This window comes from Xanthomonas sacchari (assembly GCF_040529065.1).
GTDB classification, from domain to species: domain Bacteria; phylum Pseudomonadota; class Gammaproteobacteria; order Xanthomonadales; family Xanthomonadaceae; genus Xanthomonas_A; species Xanthomonas_A sacchari.
The window spans coordinates 3944376-3968003 of sequence record NZ_CP132343.1 but is presented as its reverse complement, the minus strand read 5'-3'; the positions used below and the strand labels follow the sequence as shown (position 1 = coordinate 3968003).

20 protein-coding genes are annotated in these 23628 nt (G+C 65.2%); 14 read left to right on the top strand and 6 right to left on the bottom strand.

The features are described 5' to 3' along the window. Nucleotides 1-71: 71 nt before the first annotated feature. The 10 genes from RAB71_RS16695 (at nt 72) to RAB71_RS16650 (ending at nt 13297) form a co-directional block, all read left to right on the top strand. Nucleotides 72-1307 (top strand): hypothetical protein, encoded by a 1236-nt coding sequence (locus RAB71_RS16695; protein WP_010340109.1) that lies wholly within the window; start codon nt 72-74, stop codon nt 1305-1307. Nucleotides 1308-1435: 128 nt separating this feature from the next. Beyond that, nucleotides 1436-3811, top strand: coding sequence for a diguanylate cyclase (locus tag RAB71_RS16690; protein ID WP_081481856.1), 2376 nt, complete (start codon nt 1436-1438; stop codon nt 3809-3811). 107 nt (nt 3812-3918) lie between these two features. Continuing rightward, a complete protein-coding gene (locus RAB71_RS16685; RefSeq protein ID WP_010340107.1) occupies nt 3919-4182 on the top strand; it encodes a YlcI/YnfO family protein in 264 nt (87 codons plus the stop codon). Between the two features lie 6 nt (nt 4183-4188). Then, complete coding sequence (locus RAB71_RS16680; RefSeq protein WP_010340106.1) at nt 4189-4497, top strand: type II toxin-antitoxin system RelE/ParE family toxin; 309 nt, start codon at nt 4189-4191, stop codon at nt 4495-4497. A 191-nt stretch (nt 4498-4688) separates the two neighbouring features. Next, nucleotides 4689-5579 carry a restriction endonuclease gene (locus RAB71_RS16675; RefSeq protein WP_010340105.1) on the top strand — a complete coding sequence of 297 codons (891 nt, stop codon included), beginning with the start codon at nt 4689-4691 and terminating at the stop codon, nt 5577-5579. Nucleotides 5580-5623: 44 nt separating this feature from the next. Beyond that, entirely contained in the window at nt 5624-5851 is a 228-nt protein-coding gene (locus RAB71_RS16670; RefSeq protein WP_010340104.1) for a type I restriction-modification system subunit M N-terminal domain-containing protein, read from the top strand. An 11-nt stretch (nt 5852-5862) separates the two neighbouring features. Next, nucleotides 5863-8229 carry a class I SAM-dependent DNA methyltransferase gene (locus RAB71_RS16665; protein WP_010340103.1) on the top strand — a complete coding sequence of 789 codons (2367 nt, stop codon included), beginning with the start codon at nt 5863-5865 and terminating at the stop codon, nt 8227-8229. Continuing rightward, nucleotides 8229-9641 carry a restriction endonuclease subunit S gene (locus RAB71_RS16660; protein WP_029561684.1) on the top strand — a complete coding sequence of 471 codons (1413 nt, stop codon included), beginning with the start codon at nt 8229-8231 and terminating at the stop codon, nt 9639-9641. The genes RAB71_RS16665 and RAB71_RS16660 overlap by 1 nt, the downstream gene beginning before the upstream one ends. Further along, nucleotides 9628-12702 carry a type I restriction endonuclease subunit R gene (locus tag RAB71_RS16655; RefSeq protein ID WP_010340101.1) on the top strand — a complete coding sequence of 1025 codons (3075 nt, stop codon included), beginning with the start codon at nt 9628-9630 and terminating at the stop codon, nt 12700-12702. Before RAB71_RS16660 ends, RAB71_RS16655 begins: the two co-directional genes overlap by 14 nt. 319 nt (nt 12703-13021) lie before the next feature. Continuing rightward, a complete protein-coding gene (locus RAB71_RS16650) occupies nt 13022-13297 on the top strand; it encodes an XAC0095 family protein (protein ID WP_234006536.1) in 276 nt (91 codons plus the stop codon). A gap of 53 nt (nt 13298-13350) precedes the next feature. Here the strand turns inward: RAB71_RS16650 and RAB71_RS16645 are convergent, their stop codons facing one another. The 4 genes from RAB71_RS16645 to RAB71_RS16630 form a co-directional block, all read right to left on the bottom strand. Further along, entirely contained in the window at nt 13351-13935 is a 585-nt protein-coding gene (locus RAB71_RS16645) for a hypothetical protein (RefSeq protein WP_010340099.1), read from the bottom strand. A gap of 63 nt (nt 13936-13998) precedes the next feature. Beyond that, complete coding sequence (locus tag RAB71_RS16640) at nt 13999-14421, bottom strand: hypothetical protein (protein WP_010340098.1); 423 nt, start codon at nt 14419-14421, stop codon at nt 13999-14001. Between the two features lie 78 nt (nt 14422-14499). After that, nucleotides 14500-14766, bottom strand: a complete 267-nt coding sequence (locus RAB71_RS16635; RefSeq protein WP_234006537.1) for a hypothetical protein — start codon at nt 14764-14766, stop codon at nt 14500-14502. Between the two features lie 146 nt (nt 14767-14912). After that, nucleotides 14913-15374: a GNAT family N-acetyltransferase gene (locus tag RAB71_RS16630; protein ID WP_010340096.1), complete on the bottom strand. Its 462-nt coding sequence runs from the start codon at nt 15372-15374 to the stop codon at nt 14913-14915. A gap of 222 nt (nt 15375-15596) precedes the next feature. Here RAB71_RS16630 and RAB71_RS16625 point away from each other — a divergent pair, with 222 nt between their 5' ends. The 3 genes from RAB71_RS16625 to RAB71_RS16615 all read left to right on the top strand — a co-directional run bounded on the left by RAB71_RS16625 (nt 15597) and on the right by RAB71_RS16615 (nt 20212). Further along, the gene (locus RAB71_RS16625; protein WP_010340095.1) at nt 15597-16238 is read left to right on the top strand and encodes an HD domain-containing protein; all 642 of its coding nucleotides are present in this window, start codon (nt 15597-15599) and stop codon (nt 16236-16238) included. Nucleotides 16239-16369: 131 nt separating this feature from the next. Beyond that, nucleotides 16370-18892, top strand: coding sequence for an excinuclease ABC subunit UvrA (locus RAB71_RS16620; protein ID WP_029561683.1), 2523 nt, complete (start codon nt 16370-16372; stop codon nt 18890-18892). Nucleotides 18893-19240: 348 nt separating this feature from the next. Next, entirely contained in the window at nt 19241-20212 is a 972-nt protein-coding gene (locus RAB71_RS16615) for an IS110 family transposase (RefSeq protein ID WP_353940059.1), read from the top strand. Nucleotides 20213-20288: 76 nt separating this feature from the next. Here the strand turns inward: RAB71_RS16615 and RAB71_RS16610 are convergent, their stop codons facing one another. Further along, complete coding sequence (locus RAB71_RS16610) at nt 20289-20918, bottom strand: DUF4291 domain-containing protein (protein ID WP_010342154.1); 630 nt, start codon at nt 20916-20918, stop codon at nt 20289-20291. 176 nt (nt 20919-21094) lie between these two features. On the opposite strand from RAB71_RS16610, the gene RAB71_RS16605 reads away from it, so the two are divergent. Then, entirely contained in the window at nt 21095-22477 is a 1383-nt protein-coding gene (locus RAB71_RS16605; protein WP_010342153.1) for a DUF763 domain-containing protein, read from the top strand. Between the two features lie 110 nt (nt 22478-22587). On the opposite strand, the gene RAB71_RS16600 is transcribed toward RAB71_RS16605, so the two are convergent. Next, nucleotides 22588-23511, bottom strand: a complete 924-nt coding sequence (locus RAB71_RS16600; RefSeq protein WP_104609622.1) for a transposase — start codon at nt 23509-23511, stop codon at nt 22588-22590. Nucleotides 23512-23628 lie beyond the last annotated feature (117 nt).

Genomic DNA, 23628 nt, shown 5'->3' with positions numbered 1-23628 from the left:
AGATAGCGGCGTGCCTTCACTAATTGCGCCTGCTAATGTCGCGTCGCTGTCGATCCGAAGGAAGATCGCCGATGTTCAAGGAGCTGTTCGACACGCTGTTCAACCGCAGACCACCCAATCCGGACGCATTCGCCCGACTGTTCCAGGGGGCTTTGCAGGCACGCGGCTATACCGAGTCATTGAGGTACCAGCCGGACGCGTTCCGCCTGGTCGGCCAGAACGGCCGCACCATCCACCTGCACAACGCTTACCACTCCTACACCCAGGCCGACCGGCGCCGGCGCGACGAAGCGCTGCACAGCTATGTCGCCGCCTTCCTCAACGAGCAGGAGGAAAGCCGCCAGCAACGCAGCTTCGAGGAACTGCGCGCCACGCTGATGCCGGTGATCCGCAACCGCGGCATGTTCGAGGACCTGCGCCTGGAGCAGCAGTGCGAGAAGGGCATGGACGTGCCGTTTCCCTATGCCTGCCGCGACATCGCCGAGGATTGCGTCGAGTTGCTGGCGCTGGATCTGCCCGATTCGACCTCCACCCTGATTGCCGGGCCGCGGGCAGAGTGGGGCATCACCCTGGACGAGGGGTTGGCCATCGCCCGCGACAATCTGCGCGACGCCACCGAGGACCGCTTCGCGGAAGTCGCGCCCGGCGTGTTCCGCGGCGCCTGGTGCGACGCCTACGACACCAGCCGCGCCTTGTTGCCGGATGTGCTGCATCGCGCGCCGGTGGCGGGGCGTCCGGTGTTCATGCTGCCCACGCGCGATTGCCTGCTGGTGGTCGGCGAGCGCGACAACGTGGCCATGGCCCTCATGCTGGAACTGAGTCTGCAAGCGGCCGAGCACGGCCGCTGCATCTCCTGGCTGGCCTTCACCTATGACGACGCGCGCCGCATGGTGCCGTTCGTCCTGACGGCGCCCGAGCACCGGCAGCGCCAGGCTGATCTGCGGCGGAGGCTGGATACACCGGCCTACGCCGGCCAGAAGGTGCTGCTCGACAGGCTGCACGAGGCCAACGACGTGGATGTGTTCGTGGCTTCGTTCAACGTCTACCAGGACCGCAACGACAGCACGCAGCAGGTGTCGGTCGGCACCTGGACCGAGGGCGTGGACACCTTGTTGCCCAGGACCGATCACATCGTCTTCGTCGTCCCGCGCGACGACGGCGAAGCCGACGTGACCGTCGCGGAGTGGGATCCGGCGTTCGCCCTGCTCGGTGACCTGATGGAGCGCCAACCGAATCTGTATCCGCCGCGCTATCGTGTGCGCGCCTTCCCCAGCGCCGAGCAACTGAGGCAATTGCCGCCGGTGTGAATCCCCGCGTGCGGTGTGGTGCCGTGGCGAAGAGCGCACATGGGCAGGATCGCCTTGTGTGGCAACGCTGCACGTCTCGCGCCTGAATCCTCTCGGTGGTGCGTCGTGTGCGCTGCGTAGCTTCCCGCATGAGATGGGGCTCAAGAATCCGGCCATGCAGCCGATTAGCAGTGCACGGGTCGGCGTCGCTGCACATCGGCAGCGACACGCGGGGAACCAGATTGCGCCGGCAACTGCCGCGTCCACGGCTCCGGCGTGCGCCGCGGCATCTTGGGGAGAACGCAGTGCGCAGTCGCTTGGTTTGGCAGCCGCTCGGAGCACTGCTGTGGTGGAACGTGCTGCTGCCGTGCGCGATGGCACACACGACCGCTGTGTCGATGTGCGCGCCGGCACAGGCCTTGCCGGCCTGCGTGGCGGCGGTGCGTGCCGCCGACCCGGCGGCCGCGCTGCAGATGGGCATGCCGGCCTGGGACGCCGCGGCCGACAAGCAAGGCTCGATCGCGCTCGGCCTGGAATTGGTCGATGCGGCTGCCGCTGCGGAGCAGCCCAATACCGTGGTGTCCATCGGCTCGGCGCTGCTCGCCCAGCCGGTGTCGCCGCAACAGCGGGTGCGCCTGTTCACGCAACTCAATGCCGAGATCTGGCGACCGCGCGATGCGGCCCGCATCGCGCAACTCGAAGGCGAGATGCGGCGGCTGGAAACGGAACTGCCGGACGAGCCACACATTGCCGAACTCTGGCGGCTGCTGGCCCGCTCCTACTACAAGATGGGCGCGCAGGACGATGCCTTGCGAGTCGCCCGCATCGCCTTGTCCAAAGTACGTCAGCATCCGGACCCGGTGGAGTACAAGGCCAACCAGACCGTGTTCCTGGTGTCGGCTCAGCAGGGACGTATGCCCGATGCCATCGCTGCCCTGCTTGAGGCGGAGCGGGCGAGCAAGGCACTGGGTGCGCCCGACGACGTCACCATGCTGCACAACGCGACCAGCTTGTTCATCTATGCCAACGAATGGAAAAGGGCGATCGACTACGGGCAGCGCGCGCTGGCGGCCTACGATGTCGCGCCACATAAGGATCTGACGCGCGCGGACGTGCTCAACAATCTGGGCACGGCCTATCAAGGCGCAAACGAACTGCAACGCTCCGAAGCGATCTATCGCCAGGCGTTGGCAGCGGGGCGTGCAGATGGCAAGACGTCGCTGATCGGGCCATTGAACAACCTGGGCAATGTGCTCGAGCTGCAGCATCGCCCGCGCGAGGCCTTGCCGTTGTTGCGTGAAGCGGCCGCGATGCTGAAGGGCGCGGCGCCGGCCGGCGATCACGGCGAAGCAGGCATCGTCTACTCCACGCTCGGCAACATTCTGGCCGATCTGGGCCAACGCGACGCCGCGGCCGATGCGTTCGAGCGCGCGCGGCAGATGTTCATGCGGTGGGACAACGTGCCACGGCGCCTGGAGTTGTACCCGCGCATGATCGACAACCTCGATGCGCTCGGCCGCGACCGTGAGGCGCTGGCGCTGATGCGCGAGTACAAAGCGGTCAACGACAAAGCCGTGAACGTCGAATCCAAGACCCGCATCGCGCAGCTCGAATCGGCGGTGGACCTGGCGCGCAAGAAGAGCGAACTGGCCGCACTCGGCCGCGCCCGCGCCGCCGAGCAGACCGCCTACGCGCAACTGCAGGCGCGCGAACAGCGCCAGCGCAGCGTGCTCTACGGCCTGCTCGCCGCGCTGCTGGCACTGGCCGGCTTCTTCCTGCTCAAGGTGCGCGAAGGTCGCGTGCGCCGGCGCATCAACGCCGAACTGGCGCGCAAGAACGACGAGATCCAGACTCAGCACCGCGAACTCGAACAGCTCGCCGCCACCATCCGTCGCCAGAGCGAAGAGGACGCCCTCACCGGCCTACGCAACCGCCGCTACGTTACCGCCTGGCTGCAGGCGCGCGAGGCTGCAGTGACGCCCGAGCGCAGGCAGGAGCCGCTGCTGATCGCCCTGCTGGACATCGACCACTTCAAGCGCGTCAACGACCTGCACGGCCACGAAGGCGGCGACCACGCGCTGATACGCCTGGGCGATCTGCTGCGCGAGTGTGCACGCAGCTCGGACATCATCGCCCGCTGGGGCGGCGAAGAGTTCCTGTGGATCTGCCCCGGCGGCACCCTGGCCGACGCGCCGCGCCTGTTCCGCCGCCTGCGCGACCGCCTGCATGCCGACCCGCTGGTACGCCCGACCGGCCGCATCGCCCTTACCGTGTCGATGGGCGTGAGCCTGTTCCCCGCCCACCCCGGCGGCGACTGGCCGCTGAGCCTGCGCATCGCCGACGCTGCCCTGTATCGCGCCAAGCATGCTGGCCGCGATCGTTGGGTGGGGCTGACGCTGGAAGGCGGGGCGACTGACCTCGGCGCCGATGTGTCGCTGGAGGTGCTGGAGGCAGAGGGGCGGTTGCGGCAGAGTGGCGGCGGGGGTGATGGGGTGGTATTTGTGGTGGGGCAGGGGGTGGCCTGAGGAATTGGCCTGGCGATTCGAGTGGCGCCCACACGAGTTGGTTCTTGGTTGAAGACATTGCGTCCGCCTGTCATCATGCGTTGCAATTGCAACGCATGAGGTGTCGCATGAAATCAGCATCCCTACCTTCGCTCCGGGTCGATCCTGCGCTGCGCGAGGCCGCCGAGGCGGTGCTGCAAAAGGGCGAAACCTTGTCCAGCTTCGTCGAGCAGTCCGTGCGCGCCCAAGTGCAGCTGCGACAGCAGCAGGACGCGTTTATCGCGCGCGGCCTGGTATCGCGCAATAGCGCTCGGCAGTCGGGCCGCTACATCGACGCAAAAGACGTGCTGGCTGGGCTGCAGTCCCGGCTGGATATGGCCCGTAAGAGCTAAGCCAGCGTGGGATTCACCGTCCGCTTCACGGAGGAAGCGCGCGAAGACCTCTCGCGCCTCTACGACTGGCTACTGCAACGCGCAGAGGGCGATTTCACCGTGGCCGAGCGTGCGCTGCAGGCCATCCGAGACGGCATCACCGTGCTTGAACTTGCGCCGTTGAGCTGTCGCAAGGCAGGCCCTGGGGATCCATTTCTGCGCGAGCTTGTGATCGGCTTTGGCGCCAGCGGCTATGTGCTGCTGTTCGAGGTCGAGGACAGCCAATGCGTGACCGTAATGGCGGTTCGGCATCAGCGCGAAGACGACTATCACTGACTTATGCGGCGGGCTGCGCGTTACCGACCTGCTACTTATTGAAGACGCTGAGAGCTGAAGATATGAGCCCGCGGATGCATTCGCTTCGACAGGGCGTGTGCGCGGCAAAGCGTGGCTGGAACTCCGCAAGGCGTGAAGGCGGATATCATCACCCGCGCCCCGCGCCAACACACAGGAGACATGGTAAGCCGATGGCCAACATCACCAAGCGCCGCAAAGGCGAGCTGATCCGCATGCTGTTCCAAATCCTCAAGGCGCAGCCTGAGGGAATGCGGGCCAGCGACGCGCTGGAGGTGCTGGCCAAGCAGGTCACGATGACCGAGTACGAAGCTGGGGATTACCAGACCGGCGGCCGCCGCTTCGAGAAGATCGTGCGCTTCAGCACCGTGGCGCCAGTGAAGGCTGGTTGGATGGTCAAGGACAAAGGGATCTGGACCCTGACGCCCGACGGTGAGGCTGCCTTGCAGACCTATCCCGACCCCGAACAGTTCACCCGCGCGGTCGGCCAGCTCTACCGTAAATGGAAGAGCGCTCAGCCGGACCCCATCGAGGACGGGGAAGGCGAGGAAGAACTCGGCGAAGGCTCGGCCACCATCACCCTGGAAGAGGCCGAAGAGAGGGCCTGGACCGAGATCGAGGCGTACCTGGCGGCGATGCCGCCATACGACTTTCAGGAACTGGTCGGCTCGCTGCTGAAGGCGATGGGCTACCACGTGGCGTGGATTGCGCCGCCCGGCAAGGACGGCGGCACCGACATCATCGCCTACAACGACCCGCTCGGCACCCGGCCGCCGCGCATCAAGGTGCAGGTCAAGCGTAACGCCAACTCCCCGCGCATCGACGTGAGAGACCTGCGCAGCTTCATGGCCGTCCTCGGCGAGGGCGACGTGGGCCTGTTCGTGGCCCTGTCCGGCTTCACCAAGGACGCGGACTACGAAGCGCGGCAGTCGCATCGGCGGATCAGCCTGATCGATGCGCGCCGGTTGGTGGAGCTGTGGACCACGCATTATGGACAGCTCGACGATGTTGCGCGCGTCCGTCTTCCGCTCAAGCCGGTGTGGTTTCTGGCCGGGGAGCGCTAATTGTCGATTTTTGAATAAATGATGTATTGGGAAGTCTCTCTAGAATGGAACGGATAGAACACAAATTTTTCAAAGAGCTCGAAAAGAAGCTCTGGACCGCTGCCGACAAGCTGCGCTCGGCGCTGGACGCGTCTGTCTACAAGCATGTCTTTTCGGGCCCGGTCTTCCTTAAGTACGTCTCAGATGCCTTGGAGGAGCGACAACGCGAACTCGAAGAACATTGGATCCTTGCCGCTGCCACTGGCAATGCCGCCGACATTACGGCGAGCTGAGAAAATTACCGATGCAGAAGAAGCAACAAGACCAAAGCCAGATCAAGTGGATTTCCGACTTCATATGGAACATCGCTGACGACCGCTTGCGCGACGTTTATGTGCGCGGCAAGTACCGTGACGTGATCCTGCCGTTTACTGTATTACGTCGGCTTGACGCCGTGCTGGAAGGCACAAAGAACGCGGTGCTGGAGCAAAAGAGGTTTCTCGACAGACACAAGGTGGCTGAGCAGGACGGCGCGTTGCGCATGGCGGCAGGCCAGGCCTTTTATAACGTCTCGGAATTCACGCTGGCAAAGCTAAAAGCCAGTGCGGCAGGACAGCGCCTGCGCGATGATTTTATTGCGTATCTGGACGGGTTCTCGCCCAATGTGCAAGAAATCCTCACCAAGTTCAGCTTCCGCAATCAGATTCAGAAGCTGGTGGATTCCCACGTCCTTGGCTACCTGATCGAGGACTTCCTCGACCCGGAGGTCAATCTCGCGCCGCTGCCAGTCAAAGATGCCGATGGCCGCATCAAACTACCTGCGCTGCACAACCACGGCATGGGCACGGTGTTCGAGGAGTTGATTCGCCGCTTCAACGAAGAAAACAATGAAGAGGCGGGCGAGCATTTTACCCCGCGCGACGTTGTGCAGCTCATGGCTAAGCTGCTGTTCCTGCCGGTGGCCGATCGCATCGAGTCCAGCACGTATTCGCTCTACGACGGCTCCTGCGGCACCGGCGGCATGCTCACCGTGGCTGAAGAAGCGCTGCACGAGCTCGCCGAGCAGCATGGCAAGGAAGTGTCGATCCACCTGTTCGGGCAGGAGATCAGTGACGAAACCTACGCCATCTGCAAGGCCGACCTGCTTCTGAAGGGCGAAGGGGCGGAGGCCGAGAATATCGTCGGTGGCGCCGACAAATCCACCCTGTCTGCCGACCAGTATCGTGGCCAAGAATTCGATTTCATGATCTCCAACCCGCCCTATGGTAAGAGTTGGAAGACTGATCTGGAGCGAATGGGCGGCAAAAAGGAAATCAACGATCCGCGCTTCATCGTCAGCCACGCTGGAAACGCCGAGTTCAAGCTCCTCACTCGTTCCAGCGATGGGCAGCTTATGTTCCAGGTGAACAAGCTGCAGAAGATGAAGCACAACACGCCGTTGGGTAGCCGCATCGCGTTGGTGCACAACGGCTCTGCGCTGTTCACCGGCGACGCGGGCCAGGGCGAGAGCAACATTCGACGCTGGGTGCTGGAGAACGACTGGCTCGAAGCCATCATCGCGCTGCCGCTCAACATCTTTTACAACACCGGCATCGCCACCTACATCTGGGTGCTGGCCAACAAAAAGGCCACAGCGCGCCGTGGCAAAGTGCAGTTGATCGACGCATCGCAGTGGTTCCGGCCGTTGCGCCGCAACCTTGGCAAGAAGAACTGCGAACTGGCCGACGCCGATATTGCCTGCATCCTCGACCTGTACCTCGGCGAGGCGCAGGAATCTGCTCAATCAAAATGGTTCGATACCCAAGACTTCGGCTATTGGAAGATCACCGTCGAGCGCCCGCTGCGCCTGAAAAGCCAGCTCTCCGACGAACGCATCGAGACTCTGCGTTTTGCCTCCGGCGACGAGGCGCTGCGAGCCGAGATCTATGCTGCCCACGGCGATGCGCTCTATACCGAGTTCGCCAAGCGCAAACCGGCCATCGAAGCGTGGCTGAAAGGCGATGACGAGAACGAAGACGATGACAGCGGAGATGACGATGAGACTTCCACCTCGCGCAAGGCCGTGCCCGCCAAGCACCGCAAGAAGCTGCTCGACGCATCGACGTGGCAACGTGACAAGGAGCTGATCGAGATGGCACGACAGGCGCAGAGGGTGCTGGGTAGTTCCGTGTTTGACGACCACAATGAATTCCGCTCCCGCTTCGATGCTGCCCTGAACGCACAGGGCGACAAGCTCGGCGCGCAGGAAAAGAAGGCCATCTACAAAGCGGTGAGCTGGCGCGACGAGGCAGCGCCCCCGGTCATTGCCAAGCGTAGCAAGCTCAAGGCGCGCGAGCTTTTCGAGCCCGGCTTCGATGGCGCTTACCTGGAAATCGTGGGCAAGGATCGCTTTATGGTCGAGTACGAGCCCGACAGCGAGCTACGCGACACCGAGCATGTGCCGCTCAAGGAACCGGGCGGCATCGATGCCTTCTTCGCCCGCGAAGTGTTGCCGCACGCGCCCGACGCATGGATCGCCACGGGCAAGACCCAGATTGGCTACGAGATTTCGTTCGCTCGCTACTTCTATAAGCCCGCGCTGCTGCGCACGCTGGCGGAGATACGCGCTGACATCCTCGAATTGGAGCAGCAGAGCGAAGGCTTGCTGCACAAGATCGTAGGGGGCGCGTGATGGCGAAAGAGGGCGCGTACCCCACCTATCGCGCATCCGGATTGCCTTGGGCTCCTCGGCTGCCGGAGGGCTGGCAGGTGCTACGCAATGGTCGCCTTTTTGGACATCGTGTTGAAACAGGTTTTCCCAATCTGCCCATCTTAGAAGTGTCGCTTCGCACCGGCGTGCGTGTGCGTGACATGGAAAACCTGAAGCGAAAGCAGGTGATGAGCCAGAAAGATAAGTACAAACGCGCAGTTAAAGGCGACATTGCCTACAACATGATGCGGATGTGGCAAGGCGCGCTCGGCTCCGCGCCAGTTGACGGGCTAGTAAGCCCGGCGTATGTCGTGGTGAAACCCTACGACGAGGCCAACAGCAGCTACTACAGCTACCTGTTCCGCACAGCGGCGTACATGCAGGAGGTCAATAAGTTCTCGCGCGGCATCGTGGCGGATCGCAACCGGCTGTATTGGGAATCCTTTAAGCAGATGCCCTCGCTTGTGCCCCCGCGCCCTGAGCAAAATCAGATCGTTGCCTATCTCCGTGTGCAAGATGCCCACATCGCCCGCCTCATCAAGGCCAAGCGCGAACTCATTGCGCTGTTGACCGAACAGAAGCAAACCATTATCGAGTGCGCGTTAACGCAAGGGCTTGATGCCCACAATGAGAAGCGCGATTCAGGTATCGACTGGGTTCCGTTCATCCCGGCGCATTGGGAAACGTGCAAGCTAAAACACGTTGCTGTATTCAACCCATCGCGGTCAGAGAGCGCTGCGTTTCGCCTCGGCGATGCCTCGGTGTCGTTTGTGCCGATGGAGTGCATCACAACGGATGGGAAGCTACGCAGCGTTGAGAACAGAAGAACCTCGGAAGTTTGGGAGGGCTACACTTACTTCCGTCGCAACGATGTGGTGATGGCGAAGATCACTCCGTGCTTCGAAAACGGGAAAGGCGGGTTGCTTGACAGGTTACCGACGGAGATTGGCTTTGGCACAACGGAGTTCATCGTGCTCAGGGCAGTGGAGCGGCGAATTCGACCAGCGTTCTTGGCGACGTTGTTGTCGCTTAGGACATTCCGTGTTCTTGGAGCCGACGCGATGACGGGAGCAGCAGGCCAGCAACGCGTGCCGCTCAGCTTCGTAAAAAACTTCGGAATCGCTCTGCCTCCGCTGGACGAACAGGACCGGATTCTGGGCGCGATCCAAACTGCAACAGCAGAGCAAGACGTCACTATTGGAAAAATTCGGAGCGAGATAGCACTGATCCGCGAATACCGCGACCGCCTGATTGCCGATGTGGTTACCGGCCAAGTGGACGTGCGCGACTGGCAGCCCGGCCCGGATGACGTGGTGGACGACGTGGCGCTGGCCGTGCTGGGCGATGAACAGGAAGATGTGACCGAAGAGGAGGATGGCGATGGCGAAGACTGACACCAGCGAGCGCTGGTTCGAGGCGCGCGTGGTGCGCGGCCTGACCGGCATGCCGCAGCCCGAGTACAGCCATGCGCTGGCTCCCATGGATTTCGCCGCCACCCACAACTGCTACGTGCAGGGCAAGCCCACCGACTACAACCGCGATGTGGCGCTGGATGTGGTCAAGTTGCTGGCCTTCTTGCAGGCCACCCAGCCCGAGACGGTGGACACACTGGAGCTGGCGGCGGACGGCATCAAGCGCACCCAGTTCCTGCACCGCCTGCAGGGCGAGATCACCAGGCGCGGCGTGGTGGATGTGCTGCGCAAGGGCGTGAGCCACGGGCCAGTAAACGTCGATCTCTACAAGCTGCTGCCCACGCCAGGCAACGCTGCCGCAGCGGACGCCTTCGGCAAGAACATCTTCAGCGTTACCCGGCAGGTGCGCTACAGCAACGATTCTGGCAACGAACTGGACTTGGCGATCTTCATTAACGGCCTGCCGGTGCTGACCTTCGAGTTGAAGAACTCGCTGAGCAAGCAGACCCTGGCCGACGCCATAGTCCAGTATCAGACCACCCGCAGTTCGCAGGAGCTGCTGTTTCAGTTGGGCCGTTGTGTGGCGCACATCGCGGTCGATGACGCGGAGGCCGCGTTCTGCACCGAGCTAAAGGGCAAGGCGTCGTGGTTCCTGCCGTTCAATCAGGGCTGGAACAGCGGCGCAGGCAACCCGCCCAACCCGGATGGTCTGAAGACCGATTACCTGTGGAAGCAGGTGCTGACCCGCGAATCGTTGGCCAATATCATCGAGAGTTACGCGCAGGTGGTGGAGGAGGAAGAAGCAGACGCCAGCGGCAAGAAGCGCAAGAAGCGCAAGCAGATCTTCCCGCGCTTTCATCAGTTGCGCACGGTGCGTGCGCTGCTGCGCCGTGCCCATGCCGATGGCGTGGGCAGGCGCTATCTGATCCAGCATTCGGCAGGCAGCGGCAAGAGCAACACGATTGCTTGGCTGGCGCACCAGTTGGTGGAGCTGCGCCGCAAGGGCGATCCGATGACGGCGCAGTTCGACTCCATCATCGTTATCACCGACCGACGCGCGCTGGACACACAGATTGCCCTCACCATCAAGGGTTACGACCACGTGGCGGCGATCTTCGGCCACTCCGACAACGCGCAGGAGCTGCGTGAGTACCTGCGCCGGGGCAAGAAGATCATCGTCACCACGGTGCAGAAATTCCCGTTCATCCTCGATGAGCTGGGTGACCTATCCGGTAAGAGCTTCGCGCTGTTGATTGACGAAGCGCATTCCAGCCAAGGCGGCAAGACCACGGCGCGTATGCACGAAGCCCTCGGCGGCAAGGTGGCCGAGGAGGAGTTCGAAGAGGACAGCACGCAGGATGCGGTAAATGCCGAAATCGAGAAACGCATCGCCTCGCGCAAGCTTTTGGCCAACGCCAGCTACTTTGCGTTCACTGCCACGCCCAAGAACAAGACGCTGGAGTTGTTCGGCGAGAAGACCGTAGTCGGCGACAAGGTGCAGTTCCGCTCACCCGAAGAACTGACCTACACCACAAAGCAGGCCATCCAAGAGAAGTTCATCCTCGACGTTGTGGAGAACTACACCACCTACGACAGCTTCTACCAAGTGGCGAAGACGGTCGCGGACGACCCGGAATTCGACAAGGTGAAGGCGCTGAAGAAGATTCGCCACTATGTCGAGTCGCACGACAAGGCCATTCGCCGCAAGACCGAAATCATGGTCGATCACTTCATCGCGCAGGTCGTCGGCAAGCAGAAGATCGGTGGCAAGGCGCGGGCAATGATCGTGTGCAACGGCATCGCACGTGCTATCGAGTATTGGCGCGAGGTGTCGGACTACCTCACGCAGATCAAGAGTCCGTACAAGGCCGTCGTAGCTTACTCGGGTGACTTTGAGATTGGTGGCCAGAAGAAAACGGAGGCCGATCTCAACGGCTTTCCGAGCAAGGATATTCCGACCAATCTCAAACAAGACCCGTATCGCTTCCTGATCGTTGCCAACAAGTTCGTCACCGGCTTCGATGAGCCTTTGCTGCACACGATGTACGTGGACAAACCATTGGCGGGCGTGCTGGCGGTGCAGACGCTGTCACGCCTGAATCGCGCGCACCCGCAAAAGCATGACACTTTCGTGCTCGACTTCGGGGACAACGCCGAGGCGGTGAAGGCGGCGTTCCAGGACTACTATCGCGCTACCATCCAGACCGGCGAAACCGATGCCAACAAGCTGCACGACCTGAAGGCCGAGCTCGACGGGCAGCAGGTCTATAGCTGGCAGCAAGTGGAGGACTTGGTTGCGCTGTACGTTAGCGGTGAAGACCGGGACAAACTCGACCCAATCCTTGATACGTGCGTGGCCGAATACGCCAATAGGCTCGGCGAGGACGATCAGGTCAAGTTCAAGGGTAAAGCCAAGAAGTTCGTGCGCAGCTACGGCTTTCTTGCCGCGATTCTGAGTTATGGCCACCCGACGTGGGAGAAGCTGTCCATCTTCCTGAACTTCCTCATTCCCAAGCTGCCTGCGCCTAAAGAGGAGGACCTCTCCAAGGGAGTGCTGGAGACCATCGACATGGACAGCTACCGTGTGGAGGCCAAAGCTGCGTTGAGGATGGCGATGACTGATGCCGATGCCACGGTCGAACCAGTGCCGCCGGGCGGCGGTGGCGGCAAGGGGGAGGCGGACATCGACAAGCTCTCCGCGATCCTCAAAACCTTCAACGACCTGTTCGGCAATATCGAGTGGAAAGACGAGGACAAGATCCGCAAGGTCATTGCCGAGGAAATCCCGGCGCGGGTGGCGCAGGACAGGGCGTACCAGAACGCACAAGCAAACTCCGACAAGCAAAACGCCAAGCTGGAGCACGACAAGGCGCTCAACCGCGTGGTGCTGGAGCTGCTGTCGGACCACACAGAGCTGTTCAAGCAGTTCAGCGACAATCCCAACTTCAAGCGTTGGCTAACCGATATGGTCTTCGATTCGACGTATCACCAAGGATCCCCGTCGTCAGGCGCGTCGCCACAGCAAGGAGCGTCACCGCAGTAACGGATCAGCTGATTTGGTGCCCGCAGAGTAAGTTCTGTTTTTATTTAGCACCTTGACGCGTCACCTAAACAAGTAGCAAAATTACTAAACGGAGCCTAGAAACTCCACAGACAGCGGCACCCACCTCCGATAAACCGGTGGTTTTTTGTGCCTGCGTGCTTTGCAGGTGCAGCCGACGCGACGTTCTGCGTCGGGAGGGCGGTGAATACAACACCCGCAAGGGGAATAAACCCGCCGGCTGTCTGCGGTTTCTAGCCTCCCGACTTCCCTTCCGCCGTGCAACGGCGGGTGGGCAACTTCACGGATGGAGGCGGCGGCGATGTCGGATGACAACGTGGATTTCGAGGCTACGGGCTATTTTCTGCCGGAGGAGAGTCAGTTCCGGTTGGTGCGGTTGGGCGAGCACATTCGGTTCCTGGCACGGCTGGCGCGCCCGCGAAGCGCGGACGAGGAACGCGAGATCGCGGCGATCGCGCGGACTGGCGAGTTGTCGGCGTGCATGGAGCTGCTGGCCGAGCAGGTGGAGCTAGTGCTGCGCGAGATCTCGTGGCCGGGGCTGCAGCAGTCGTCTTACTCGCGAAAGACACGGCGATAGCCGGTCTTTACAGATCTCTATCTGGCGTTGGTGCCTCGCTCACTACCGTCAGTTCAGAGCGCGTGCGCCATCGGCCGTATCTGCCCTTCCTGTTTGCCCGGTGCGTGATACCGCAGTTCCTCGGTGCGTTCCGGCGACAGCATCCGGTTGCCGATGCTGGGTTCGAGGCGTCCAGGGAAACCCCGCACCGACACGTCCATCAGCTCGCCGAAGGTGCGGTAGGCGGAGTTGCTGTTGACGGTCTCGCCGAAGACCTTGAAGCCGTAGTTCGGATAGTCGCGGTCCTGCGCGTTGAGTTCCGGCATGGCGCGCACCGCGGTGTTCCAGCGCTCCAGGATCTCGTGCTTGTCGCCGGTGGCGACCGTGCGCGCCGGTTGGTCGTCGCGGATGTAGGTGGTGCTGTCGACCTTTTCGCCGATGGAGCGGGCATAGGCAGGATCGTGCGGGTAATGCCAGGCGCGCAGCGAGTGCCGGGCCGCGTCGGTGCCGATGGGGATGGCCTGGCCGGTCTGGCGGTCGGTGGCCAGGCCGTGCAGTTCCGCCACGGCCTGGCCGTGTTCGTCGCGCAGCACCCAGAAGGCGTGGCCGGCGATGCCGATGACGCCGAGCGAGCGGGCTTCGATGGCGTAATTGGGCATGGTCGTGTCCTTCCTTGGCCGCTGTGATGGCGCGGGGTCAGAACTGCTGTGTCCTATTCAGGCTCACAGCGGCTGCGTGGCGACGCAGCGATCCAGTGCGGTCTTGAGATCCTGCATCGCCTGGTCGACGCCCAGGTCGACGAAATAGGCGCCGGCACCCTTGAGGGCGAGTTTGGCCTGGCTCGCGCCCGGCGGCCGCTCCAGGCGCAGGCGAAAACCGCTGCGGTTCGCTTCGGGGAAGTCGCCCGATTCCAGGATGCCTTGCGCCGAATCTTCGCGGGTGACCTTGGGCCAGGAGCTGCTGGTCTCGGACAGGGTGGCGATGCTGGATTCGGCGCAGTCGAACAGGCGCTGGTTGGGCAGGTCGGCCGGGACGCGCAGCACCGCCGAGGCCATGGGCGTCTTGCGGACGGCGGCGGACATGCTGCAGGCGCTGGCGACCAGCGCCAGGCCGGCGAATTGGGCGATGCGGTGCCATGGCGTCATGAGGACGTTCCTTGCGTGGGCTGCGGCGAGCTTCCTGCTCGGCGCATGCTGCCGAATGCGCTGTGTGCTGTTGCGCGGTCAGCGCCGCGCGCGCCGCCAGGCAATCAGCGCCACGGCGGCCAGGGCGGCGACGGTACCGACCGCGGCCACCTGCGCCGCGCGCTTGGCGCGTTGTTCGCGCAGGCGCAGCGCCTCCGCGTCGGCGTCGGCGTTATCGGCGGACAGCGGCGAGCGGTACACGCTGTGCGCGGCGGCGCGGCCGGAGATGGCGGCACGGCGCGCGGGCGGGGTCGGGGCGCTGTCGGTGGCGGTGTCGTCCACGGCGTGGGCGGTGTCGGTGATCATGGTGGGTTGCATCCTCGGCGCTGCGTTCATGCGTGTCTGTGATCGAGCGGTCGGTTGGTGGCTGACGCCCTATCTTTCCAAGCGCCACGTTAACGCGGCGCGGGGGAAAAGTAATGTGCAGACGCCGCGGTCCCGCTGGCGTTGGCTCAGCCGACCTGGCGGACCATCAGCAACACGCGGGTGCCGTAGGAATCGGCTTCCTGCACGGGCTGCCAGCCGTGGCGGGCGTACAGGCCGCCGTCCAGATGCTCGGTCTGCAGGTGCAGGGCGCCCAGGCCCAACTTCGCGGCGTCGGCCAAGGCATGGGCAAGCAGGCGGCCAGCGATGCCGCGTCCGCGGTAGGGATCGGCGACGTACATGCCGCCCAACCAGTACGGATATTGCGGGAAGGCGTCCATTTCCCGGTATTTCAGCTGCACGGCGGCGATCAGTTCAGGGCCGTCGAAGGCCGCCAGCACGCGCGGCAGGCCGTGCGCATCCGGGGCGCGCTGGAGCTGGCGCACTTCGTCGTCCAGCGAGAAGCCCGCCTCGCGGCCCCAGGCCGCGTGGTACCAGACGGCGATCTGCGGCAGCTCCGGGGCGTGCTGGTCGAGATGACGGACGTCCATGTGCGGGCGTTGCGGTAATAGGGAAGCAGGCAAGTGTAAGCGGGGAAGGAGCTTCGACCAGGGCAGGGCGACGCAGCAGCCTGCGTCTATGCGGGCTATCGGCCGATCACGCACGCAATGCCCGCACCCGCGGCTTGAACAGCGCCTTGGCCACGCGCGTCTCCACGCGCTCACGTCGGCAAGTTTGGCGATAATGCCGGCCTGTTCCGTCAGGATCGCCGCATGACTGCTCTCACCGAACGTTACGCGCGCGCCGTCGACTACGCGCGCATCGCCCACGCCGGCCAGTTCCGCAAGGGCGGCACGGTGCCGTATCTGAGTCATGTGCTGGGCGTGTCGACGCTGGTGCTGGAGGCCGGCGGCGACGAGGACCAGGCGATCGCGGCGCTTCTGCACGATGTGGTGGAGGATTGCGGCGCCGGCCATGAGGCGGTGATCCGCGCGCAGTTCGGCGAGGCGGTGGCGGACATGGTGATGGCGTGCACCGATGCCACGGCCGAGCGCAAGGCGGTGCCCGCAGACGTTCCGGCCAGGCGCCGCGACTGGCGCATCCGCAAGCAGGCGTACCTGGCGCACCTGGCCGAGGCCCCGGACGCGGTGCTGCTGGTGTCGGCCTGCGACAAGCTCTACAACGCGCGCAGCATCGTCGCCGACCTGGAAGACCCCGACGTCGGCATCGCAGTGTTCGAGCGCTTCACCGCCGGCCGCGACGGCACGCTGTGGTACTACCAGGCGCTGCATGCGATCTACGCCGAACGCGGCGTGGCGGTGCTGCGCGCCTTCTCCAGCGCGGTGACGCGGATGCAGGCGCTGGCCGTGCGCGCTGAAGATGCCGATACGCTGACGGCGCCCGCGTTGAGCTGAGACCTGCGTCACCGGCGACGCTGCGCCTTCGCCGACGACCGACCGAGCGCGCTGCAGCGCGGTGGCCGCGACACGTCCATGTCGGCCGACCGGCTAAGCTTGCGCGCTCCTTCGCGTTGCCGGTCCTGCCCATGTCCACCCCTCCCGCTTTCGCCGCTTCCGGCTTCGTGCGCGTCCGCGGTGCGCGCGAGCACAACCTCAAGGACGTGGACGTGGAACTGCCGCGCAATGCGCTGGTGGTGTTCACGGGGGTGTCCGGTTCCGGCAAGTCGTCGCTGGCGTTCGGCACGCTGTTCGCCGAGGCGCAGCGGCGTTATCTGGATTCGATCTCGCCGTATGCGCGGCGCCTGATCGACCAGGCCGGCGTGGCCGACGTCGACGCCATCGATGGCCTGCCGCCAGCGGTGGCGCTGCAGCAGCATCGCGGCGCGCCGAGCACGCGCTCGTCGGTGGGCAGCGTCACCACCATCTCCAACTCCTTGCGCATGCTGTATTCGCGCGCCGGCACCTATCCGCCGGGACAGGGCATCATCCATGCCGACGGTTTCTCGCCGAACACCCCGGCCGGCGCCTGTCCCACCTGCCACGGGCTGGGGCGCATCTACGACGCCACCGAGGCGTCGATGGTGCTGGACCGTTCGCTGAGCATCCGCGAGCGTGCGGTGGCGGCGTGGCCGCCGGCTTGGCACGGGCAGAACCTGCGCGACATCCTCACCACGCTCGGCCACGACGTCGACGTGCCGTGGGCGAAATTGCCGAAGAAGACCCGTGACTGGATCCTGTACACCGACGAACAGCCGACCGTGCCGGTGTATCCCGGCTTCACCCTGGCCGAGACCCAGCGCGCGCTCAAACGCAAGCAGGAGCCGGCGTACATGGGCACCTTCAGCAGCGCGCGCCGTTATGTGCTGCACACCTTCGCCACCACGCAGAGCGCGCTGATCAAGAAGCGCGTGGCGCAGTACCTGATCAGCACCGCATGCCCCAGTTGCGACGGCAAGCGGCTGCGCCGTGAGGCGCTGTCGGTGACCTTCGCCGGGCTGGACATCGGCGCACTGTCGCAGCGCCCGCTCGGCGAGGTGGCCGACCTGTTGCGGCCCGCGGCGGAAGGACGCCTGCAAGGCCGCTCACGGCATCCCGAGCAGGCGCTGGCCGCGCAGCGCATCGCCCAGGATCTGCTGGCGCGGATCCAGGTGGTGGAGGCGCTGGGCCTGGGCTATCTGACCCTGGAGCGCAGCACGCCGACGCTGTCGCCCGGCGAACTGCAGCGGCTGCGCCTGGCCACGCAGATCCGCTCGCAGCTGTTCGGCGTGGTCTACGTGATGGACGAGCCGTCGGCGGGCCTGCATCCGGCCGACACGCAGGCGCTGCTGGGTGCGCTGGACCAACTCAAGGGCGCGGGCAATTCGCTGTTCGTGGTCGAGCACGAGATCGACGTGATCCGCCACGCCGACTGGATCGTCGATGTCGGCCCGGGGGCTGGCGAGCATGGCGGGCAGGTGCTGTACAGCGGGCCGCCGGCCGGACTTGCGCAGGTGCAGGCGTCGTCCACGCGTCGCTACCTGTTCGCCGAACCGCAGGCCGCTGCGCATGCGCATGCGCCGCGCACGCCGGAGGCATGGCTGCAGTTGCGCGAGGTCACCCGCAACAACGTGGTCGCGCTGGACGTCGACATCCCATTGGGCGTGTTCACCACCGTCACCGGCGTGTCCGGCTCGGGCAAGTCCTCGCTGGTCAGCCAGGCGCTGGTGGAGTTGCTGGGCACGCAACTGGGGCAGGCGCCGGCTGAGGAGGAAGAGGAACTGGATCCGCTGGAGCGCGGTGCGCGCGTCGCCACCGACGGCTACATCGCCGACGGCCTGCAGCATGTGCGGCGGCTGGTGCAGGTGGACCAGGCGCCGATCGGGCGCACCCCGCGCTCCAACCTGGCGACCTACACCGGCCTGTTCGATCACGTGCGCAAGCGCTTCGCCGCCACGCCGGCGGCGCGCAAGCGCAAGTACGACGCCGGGCGTTTTTCCTTCAACGTGGCCAAGGGCCGTTGCGACACCTGCGAAGGCGAGGGCGCGGTGAGCGTGGAACTGCTGTTCATGCCCAGCGTATATGCGCCGTGCCCGACCTGCCATGGCGCGCGCTACAACGCCAAGACGCTGGAGATCGAACTGCGTGGCCAGAACATCGCCCAGGTGCTGCGCATGACCGTGGCGCAGGCGCTGGACTTCTTTGCCGACGATGCGGCGATCGCGCGGCCGCTGCAGGTGCTGGTGGAGGTGGGCCTGGGCTATCTGCGGCTGGGCCAGCCGGCCACCGAGCTGTCCGGCGGCGAGGCGCAGCGCATCAAGCTGGCCAGCGAGCTGCAGCGTGCGCAGCGTCGCGGCACCGTGTACGTGCTGGACGAACCCACCACCGGCCTGCACCCGGCCGATGTGGACACGCTGCTGCGGCAATTGCACGGGCTGGTGGAGGCTGGCAACACGGTGGTGGCGGTGGAGCACGACATGCGCTTGGCCGCGGCCAGCGACTGGATCATCGACATGGGGCCGGGTGCGGGCGGCGCGGGCGGCAAGGTCGTGGCGGCGGGTGTGCCAGCTGTGGTGGCGCAGCAGGCCGACAGTCGAACCGCGCCGTTTCTGGCGGCGGAGTTGGCGGGGTGATCGGGCTGCTGCAGTGAGTGCCTGTCGCCTGATGTAAATCCCACGTAGGAGCGGCTTCAGCCGCGACCTGGGGCCGATGACGGGTCGCGGCTGAAGCCGCTCCTTGTATCTGGACATGTCGCCCCTAAACAGGCGTCATGTCTTCCGACTGATCATCGGAGGAGGTGTGGGAGGTCCAGTCGCTCCTAAAGCTTCGAGCTTGCATCGTAGATCGGCTCCGCCCTCTACATGCTGGCCCTTGTGTGTCCGAACGGTATCCAGAGTCCGCCCCCGGGCGTGAACTCGCATCGACAAGGCAGGACCGGGCCCAGCGCCGATCATGACCCTGACACGATGGAGGAATCGCGTATGTCTCCCGTCATCGGCATCGACGTCGCCAAACGCAGTTTCGATGTGGCCATCGATCTGACCAATGGCAAGCACCGTACCAAGGCCAAGTTGTCCAACGATGCCAAGGGCTTCCAGGCCCTGCAGGCATGGCTGCAGACGCATGCGCAGCCCGATAGCTGGATCGCCATGGAGGCCACCGGCACCTACCACCAGGCGCTGGCCGAGTTCCTCCACGCACGCGGCTATCGGGTGTGCGTGCTCAACCCGGCGCAGACGGCCGCGTACGCACGCAGCCAGCTCAGCCGGGTCAAGACTGATCGCAGCGATGCCAAGCTGATCGCCAGCTATGCCTTGCGTCACCGCGAACAGTTACGCCGTTGGCACCCTGATCCGCCGGCGCTCAAGCAGCTCAAAGCGCTGGTGCGCCGGCGCCAGGACCTGCAACAGATGCTGCAGATGGAGCGCAACCGGCTGGAGGTCGCTCCGGCCCAGGTAAAGGACTCGATCCAGGTCCATCTGGCCGATCTGCAACACCACATCGCCCAGATCGAGCAGGCCATCGATGACCATATCGACCAGGATCCGACCTTGCGTGGGCAGCGCGAGTTGCTGGTGAGCATCCAGGGGATTGCCGACACCAGCGCGGCCTTGATGCTGGCCGAACTTGGCGATGTGAGGCGCTTCGCCGATGCCTCGGCGGTGACCGCCTTCGCGGGCCTGAATCCGTGCCTGCAGCAGTCGGGCGAGCGCAAAGGCCACGTCTGCATCTCGCGCACCGGCTCGCCCCGCCTGCGCGCGGGCCTGTTCATGCCGGCCCTGGTGGCCATGACCCACAACCCGATCATCCGGACGCTGAAACAGCGACTGAGCGAACGCGGCAAAGCCGGCAAGCAGATCGTGTGCGCCGCCATGCGCAAGCTCCTGCACCTGGCCTACGGGGTTCTCAAGTCGGGCACGGCGTTCGATCCGAAAAGGGGCCTTGCCTGCTAGGGGGTAAGACGGTATCTACGACGGTCGACGAGCCCGCCTGCGCGCCTGGGGCGTGCGCTGCAGCGGCCGACGATGGCTACTGGTCGTCCAGCCCGACGTTTTGCGCCGCGCTGGCCGGCGGTACGTAGATCCGTTCGTGCGGCACCTGCAGCGCCGCCTCGCCGCGCTGCAGGTTCAGCGCCTGCGCGTGCACGAAATCGGTGATGTCGGTGATCGAAATGGCCTGCCGTTCGCCGTACTGGCGCAGCGCCTGGCCGCGCAGCCCCAGTTGCAGTGCGCGACGCGGCAGCGCGCTGCCGTCGGGCGCGTGGTCGGGGTCCCACTGCAGGCGTACGTCGGACTGCTGGACCGCGTCCTTCCACGCGGCATGGCTGGCGAAGCGCGCCGGATCGAACGTCGACGGGACCGCGGCACGCAGCAACGCGTCGAAGAAGGCGCGCGGCAGCCGGATCGCCAGGATCCGCTCCTGCCCTTGCTTCTGCGCCCAACCGGCGCGGTACATCATCCACAGGAAGTTCGGCTTGATCCAGCTCATGCGGTCGTAGCTGAACTCGCCGCCGAAGCGTTGATGGGCCACCGCGAACTGCGCGATCGCGGGACGATAGGCCTGGTAGACATCGATCGCATCGGCGTCGAAGTGCGCCAGGATGTGACGGCCCTGGCGGGGCCAGGTGGGCTGCAAGGCAGCATAGGAAACGGAATGCATCTGCGCGCAGTCTACGTCGCCGCAACAACGGCGTCGATCCTCTGCCGCGTGTCCCCTGGCCGGTTGCCTGCGGTCACACCTGCGTGTACTGAACCGCTCAGGCAGCGCTCGCCCCCAGGCTCGCGCGCTGAGACCGGCACTGGCTACCCTGGTGCACCGCCCTTCCCGGAGTCCCCATGAGCCGACGTTCCGGCAGCGCCGACCTGCCCTTGCACGGTGGCCGCGTGCCGCACTGGCTGGGTGCGCGCATGACCCGGCTCGGCGCGGTGATGTGCCAGGCCATCGTGCACAGCTACGGCCGCGACGAACTGCTGCGGCGGCTGGCGCATCCCTTCTGGTTCCAGTCGCTGGGCGCGGTGATGGGCATGGACTGGCATTCCTCCGGTATCACCACCAGCGTGCTGGGTGCGCTCAAGCGCGGCCTGACGCCGCTGTCGGGCGAACTGGGCCTCCACGTGTGCGGCGGCCGCGGGCGGCATTCGCGGGCCACGCCGGACGAACTGCAGGCGGTGGGCGAGCGCACCGGCCTGGACGGCGTGGACCTGGCGCGGGTCAGCCGCCTGGTGGCCAAGGTCGACAGCGCCGCGGTGCAGGACGGCTTCGATCTGTACCTGCACGGCTTCATCGTCAGCGACGACGGGCGCTGGGTGGTAGTGCAGCAGGGCATGCACGGCGCGCGCAAGCAGGCGCGCCGCTACCACTGGCTGTCGGAAGGCCTGAGCAGCTTCGTCGATGCACCGCATGCGGCCATCGACGGTCCGCGCCAGGGGCGCATCGTCAATCTCGCCGATCACCGTGCCGCCGCGGCGCGCGCGGCGCAGGTGGATCTGCTGCAGACGCTGGCGCCGGAGCGCATCGCCCGCGAATACGCCGCGCTGGAGGCCGCGCAGGCGTCGGCACCGGTCGCCGCAGCGCCGGCCCGCGCTGCGCCGCGGCAATGCGAAACGCAGGCCACCGATGCGCTGTTCGCCGAGACCGGCGACCTGTTCGCGCCGGCAGCGGCTGCGCTGCCCGAGCGCCGCCCCGCGGACCTGCCGCATCTGTCGCTGCCAGACCATCACGACGTGCACGGCAGCGACGTCGTGGTGCGGCGCCTGCACGGGGCGCTGGCCGCCGCCGCCGAATGCGGCCCGCGCGATTTCCAGGATCTGTTGCAGGTGCCGGGCGTCGGTGCGCGCACGGTGCGCGCGCTGGCGCTGGTGGCCGAGGTACTGCATGGCACGCCGTGCCGCTTCAGCGACCCGGCGCGTTTCTCGCTGGCCCACGGCGGCAAGGACCGGCATCCGTTCCCGGTGCCGACGCGGGTCTACGACCACACCATCGGCGTGCTCAAGACCGCGGTGGCGCAGGCCAAGCTGGGCCGCGAGGAGAAGCTGGAGGCGATCCGCCGCCTGGACGCGCAGGCGCGCCTGCTCGAACCGACCGCGCGTGGCCCGTCGGTGGAGGACTACATCGCCGAGGAGCGCGCGCAATCGCACGCCTACGGCGGGCGCAGCGTGTTCGGCTGGGAGCCGGCGCCGCAGGCTGACGCAGAGAGGCGCGCCGCACGCGCGAGCTGAGGGGCGCGTGCGGCGGGTTGCTTGCGTCGCGCGCGAACGGATCCGGGGTGTCGTGCAGAAGTGGTGTCCGGGCGCCTGATGATTGCGGCACGTGCTGTAGGAGTCAACTGTCATGCACCTGCGATGACAGGAGGAGCATATGGTGCGTGATCGCGCACGATGGCGTTGAGCCAGCGCAGGAACTTGTGCATACAGGCGACGATGGCGACCTTGGCCGGCTTGCCCGCTGCGCGCAGGCGCGCGTAGGTGTTGGCCAAGGGGGATTTGGCACGGATGCTGGCCCAGGTGGCCATGTACAGCACGCGCCGCACGTCGGCACGTCCGCCTTTGATGCGGCGTTGGCCTTTCCAGCAGCCGCTGTCGTGATTGAACGGGGCCAGCCCGACCAGGGCAGCGAGCTTGCGTGGCGGCAGCGTGCCTAGTTCTGGCAGCCGCGCGGCCAGAACCGCGCGCAGGATCGTGCCGAGCCCAGGCACCTTGGGTAGGCTCGAGCAGGTCTTGCCCTGCTGCTCGATCTCCTGCGTCAACGTCTGGATCTGCTGGTTCAGTAGGGCGATCACCTCTCGGCAGCGGTGTTGCACTTTGGCGCTGGTGATGTGCTCCAGGCGCCGCCGATGGACATCGCGCTGGCCCACCAGGGTGGCACGCAGGTCCAGCAGTTCGCGAAGAGATTGCTGGTGCTCAGGCACCACGGGCGTGAGGGTGGTCGGGATGTGCTGGGCGGCGATGGCCAGCAGGCGCGCGTCCAGGACATCGGTCTTGGCATGCAGGCCCAAGGCCTGGGCTAGTTTGCGCGGACGATCGGCGGCCATCCGCACTGCCGGCAGGTTCGCCTCTCGGAGCACCTGCAGCACGGCATGTTCGTAGCCGCCACTGGCTTCCAGCACGATCCGCTCGCAGCCCAACTCGGCCAGGCGTTGGGCCAGCGCACGCTGCCCCTGTGGCGTATTGGGTTGGGTCCAGGTCTGCTCGTCCGGCAGTACATGAATGACCAGTTCGGCCTTGGATACATCGATCCCGATATAGCGTCGCATAGACGTTCTCCGCAGTAGACTCAGGCACGAGAGCACTCCTGCCGACGCCCATGCTTGTGGAGTTCGAGCTCGCGACTCGGGCAACTGTTCGGGCTGATGAGGCAGGAGACACGGGGT

What these genes read in the sequence shown, in the direction of transcription:
- RAB71_RS16685 (WP_010340107.1), top strand. Translation starts at nt 3,919, where the DNA reads ATGAAATCAGCATCCCTACCTTCGCTCCGGGTCGATCCTGCGCTGCGC.
- RAB71_RS16610 (WP_010342154.1), bottom strand. Translation starts at nt 20,918, where the DNA reads ATGCATTCCGTTTCCTATGCTGCCTTGCAGCCCACCTGGCCCCGCCAG.
- RAB71_RS16640 (WP_010340098.1), bottom strand. Translation starts at nt 14,421, where the DNA reads ATGACGCCATGGCACCGCATCGCCCAATTCGCCGGCCTGGCGCTGGTC.
- RAB71_RS16615 (WP_353940059.1), top strand. Translation starts at nt 19,241, where the DNA reads ATGTCTCCCGTCATCGGCATCGACGTCGCCAAACGCAGTTTCGATGTG.
- RAB71_RS16665 (WP_010340103.1), top strand. Translation starts at nt 5,863, where the DNA reads ATGCAGAAGAAGCAACAAGACCAAAGCCAGATCAAGTGGATTTCCGAC.
- RAB71_RS16635 (WP_234006537.1), bottom strand. Translation starts at nt 14,766, where the DNA reads ATGATCACCGACACCGCCCACGCCGTGGACGACACCGCCACCGACAGC.
- RAB71_RS16625 (WP_010340095.1), top strand. Translation starts at nt 15,597, where the DNA reads ATGACTGCTCTCACCGAACGTTACGCGCGCGCCGTCGACTACGCGCGC.
- RAB71_RS16605 (WP_010342153.1), top strand. Translation starts at nt 21,095, where the DNA reads ATGAGCCGACGTTCCGGCAGCGCCGACCTGCCCTTGCACGGTGGCCGC.
- RAB71_RS16695 (WP_010340109.1), top strand. Translation starts at nt 72, where the DNA reads ATGTTCAAGGAGCTGTTCGACACGCTGTTCAACCGCAGACCACCCAAT.
- RAB71_RS16655 (WP_010340101.1), top strand. Translation starts at nt 9,628, where the DNA reads ATGGCGAAGACTGACACCAGCGAGCGCTGGTTCGAGGCGCGCGTGGTG.
- RAB71_RS16670 (WP_010340104.1), top strand. Translation starts at nt 5,624, where the DNA reads ATGGAACGGATAGAACACAAATTTTTCAAAGAGCTCGAAAAGAAGCTC.
- RAB71_RS16690 (WP_081481856.1), top strand. Translation starts at nt 1,436, where the DNA reads ATGAGATGGGGCTCAAGAATCCGGCCATGCAGCCGATTAGCAGTGCAC.
- RAB71_RS16620 (WP_029561683.1), top strand. Translation starts at nt 16,370, where the DNA reads ATGTCCACCCCTCCCGCTTTCGCCGCTTCCGGCTTCGTGCGCGTCCGC.
- RAB71_RS16645 (WP_010340099.1), bottom strand. Translation starts at nt 13,935, where the DNA reads ATGCCCAATTACGCCATCGAAGCCCGCTCGCTCGGCGTCATCGGCATC.
- RAB71_RS16660 (WP_029561684.1), top strand. Translation starts at nt 8,229, where the DNA reads ATGGCGAAAGAGGGCGCGTACCCCACCTATCGCGCATCCGGATTGCCT.
- RAB71_RS16650 (WP_234006536.1), top strand. Translation starts at nt 13,022, where the DNA reads ATGTCGGATGACAACGTGGATTTCGAGGCTACGGGCTATTTTCTGCCG.
- RAB71_RS16600 (WP_104609622.1), bottom strand. Translation starts at nt 23,511, where the DNA reads ATGCGACGCTATATCGGGATCGATGTATCCAAGGCCGAACTGGTCATT.
- RAB71_RS16675 (WP_010340105.1), top strand. Translation starts at nt 4,689, where the DNA reads ATGGCCAACATCACCAAGCGCCGCAAAGGCGAGCTGATCCGCATGCTG.
- RAB71_RS16630 (WP_010340096.1), bottom strand. Translation starts at nt 15,374, where the DNA reads ATGGACGTCCGTCATCTCGACCAGCACGCCCCGGAGCTGCCGCAGATC.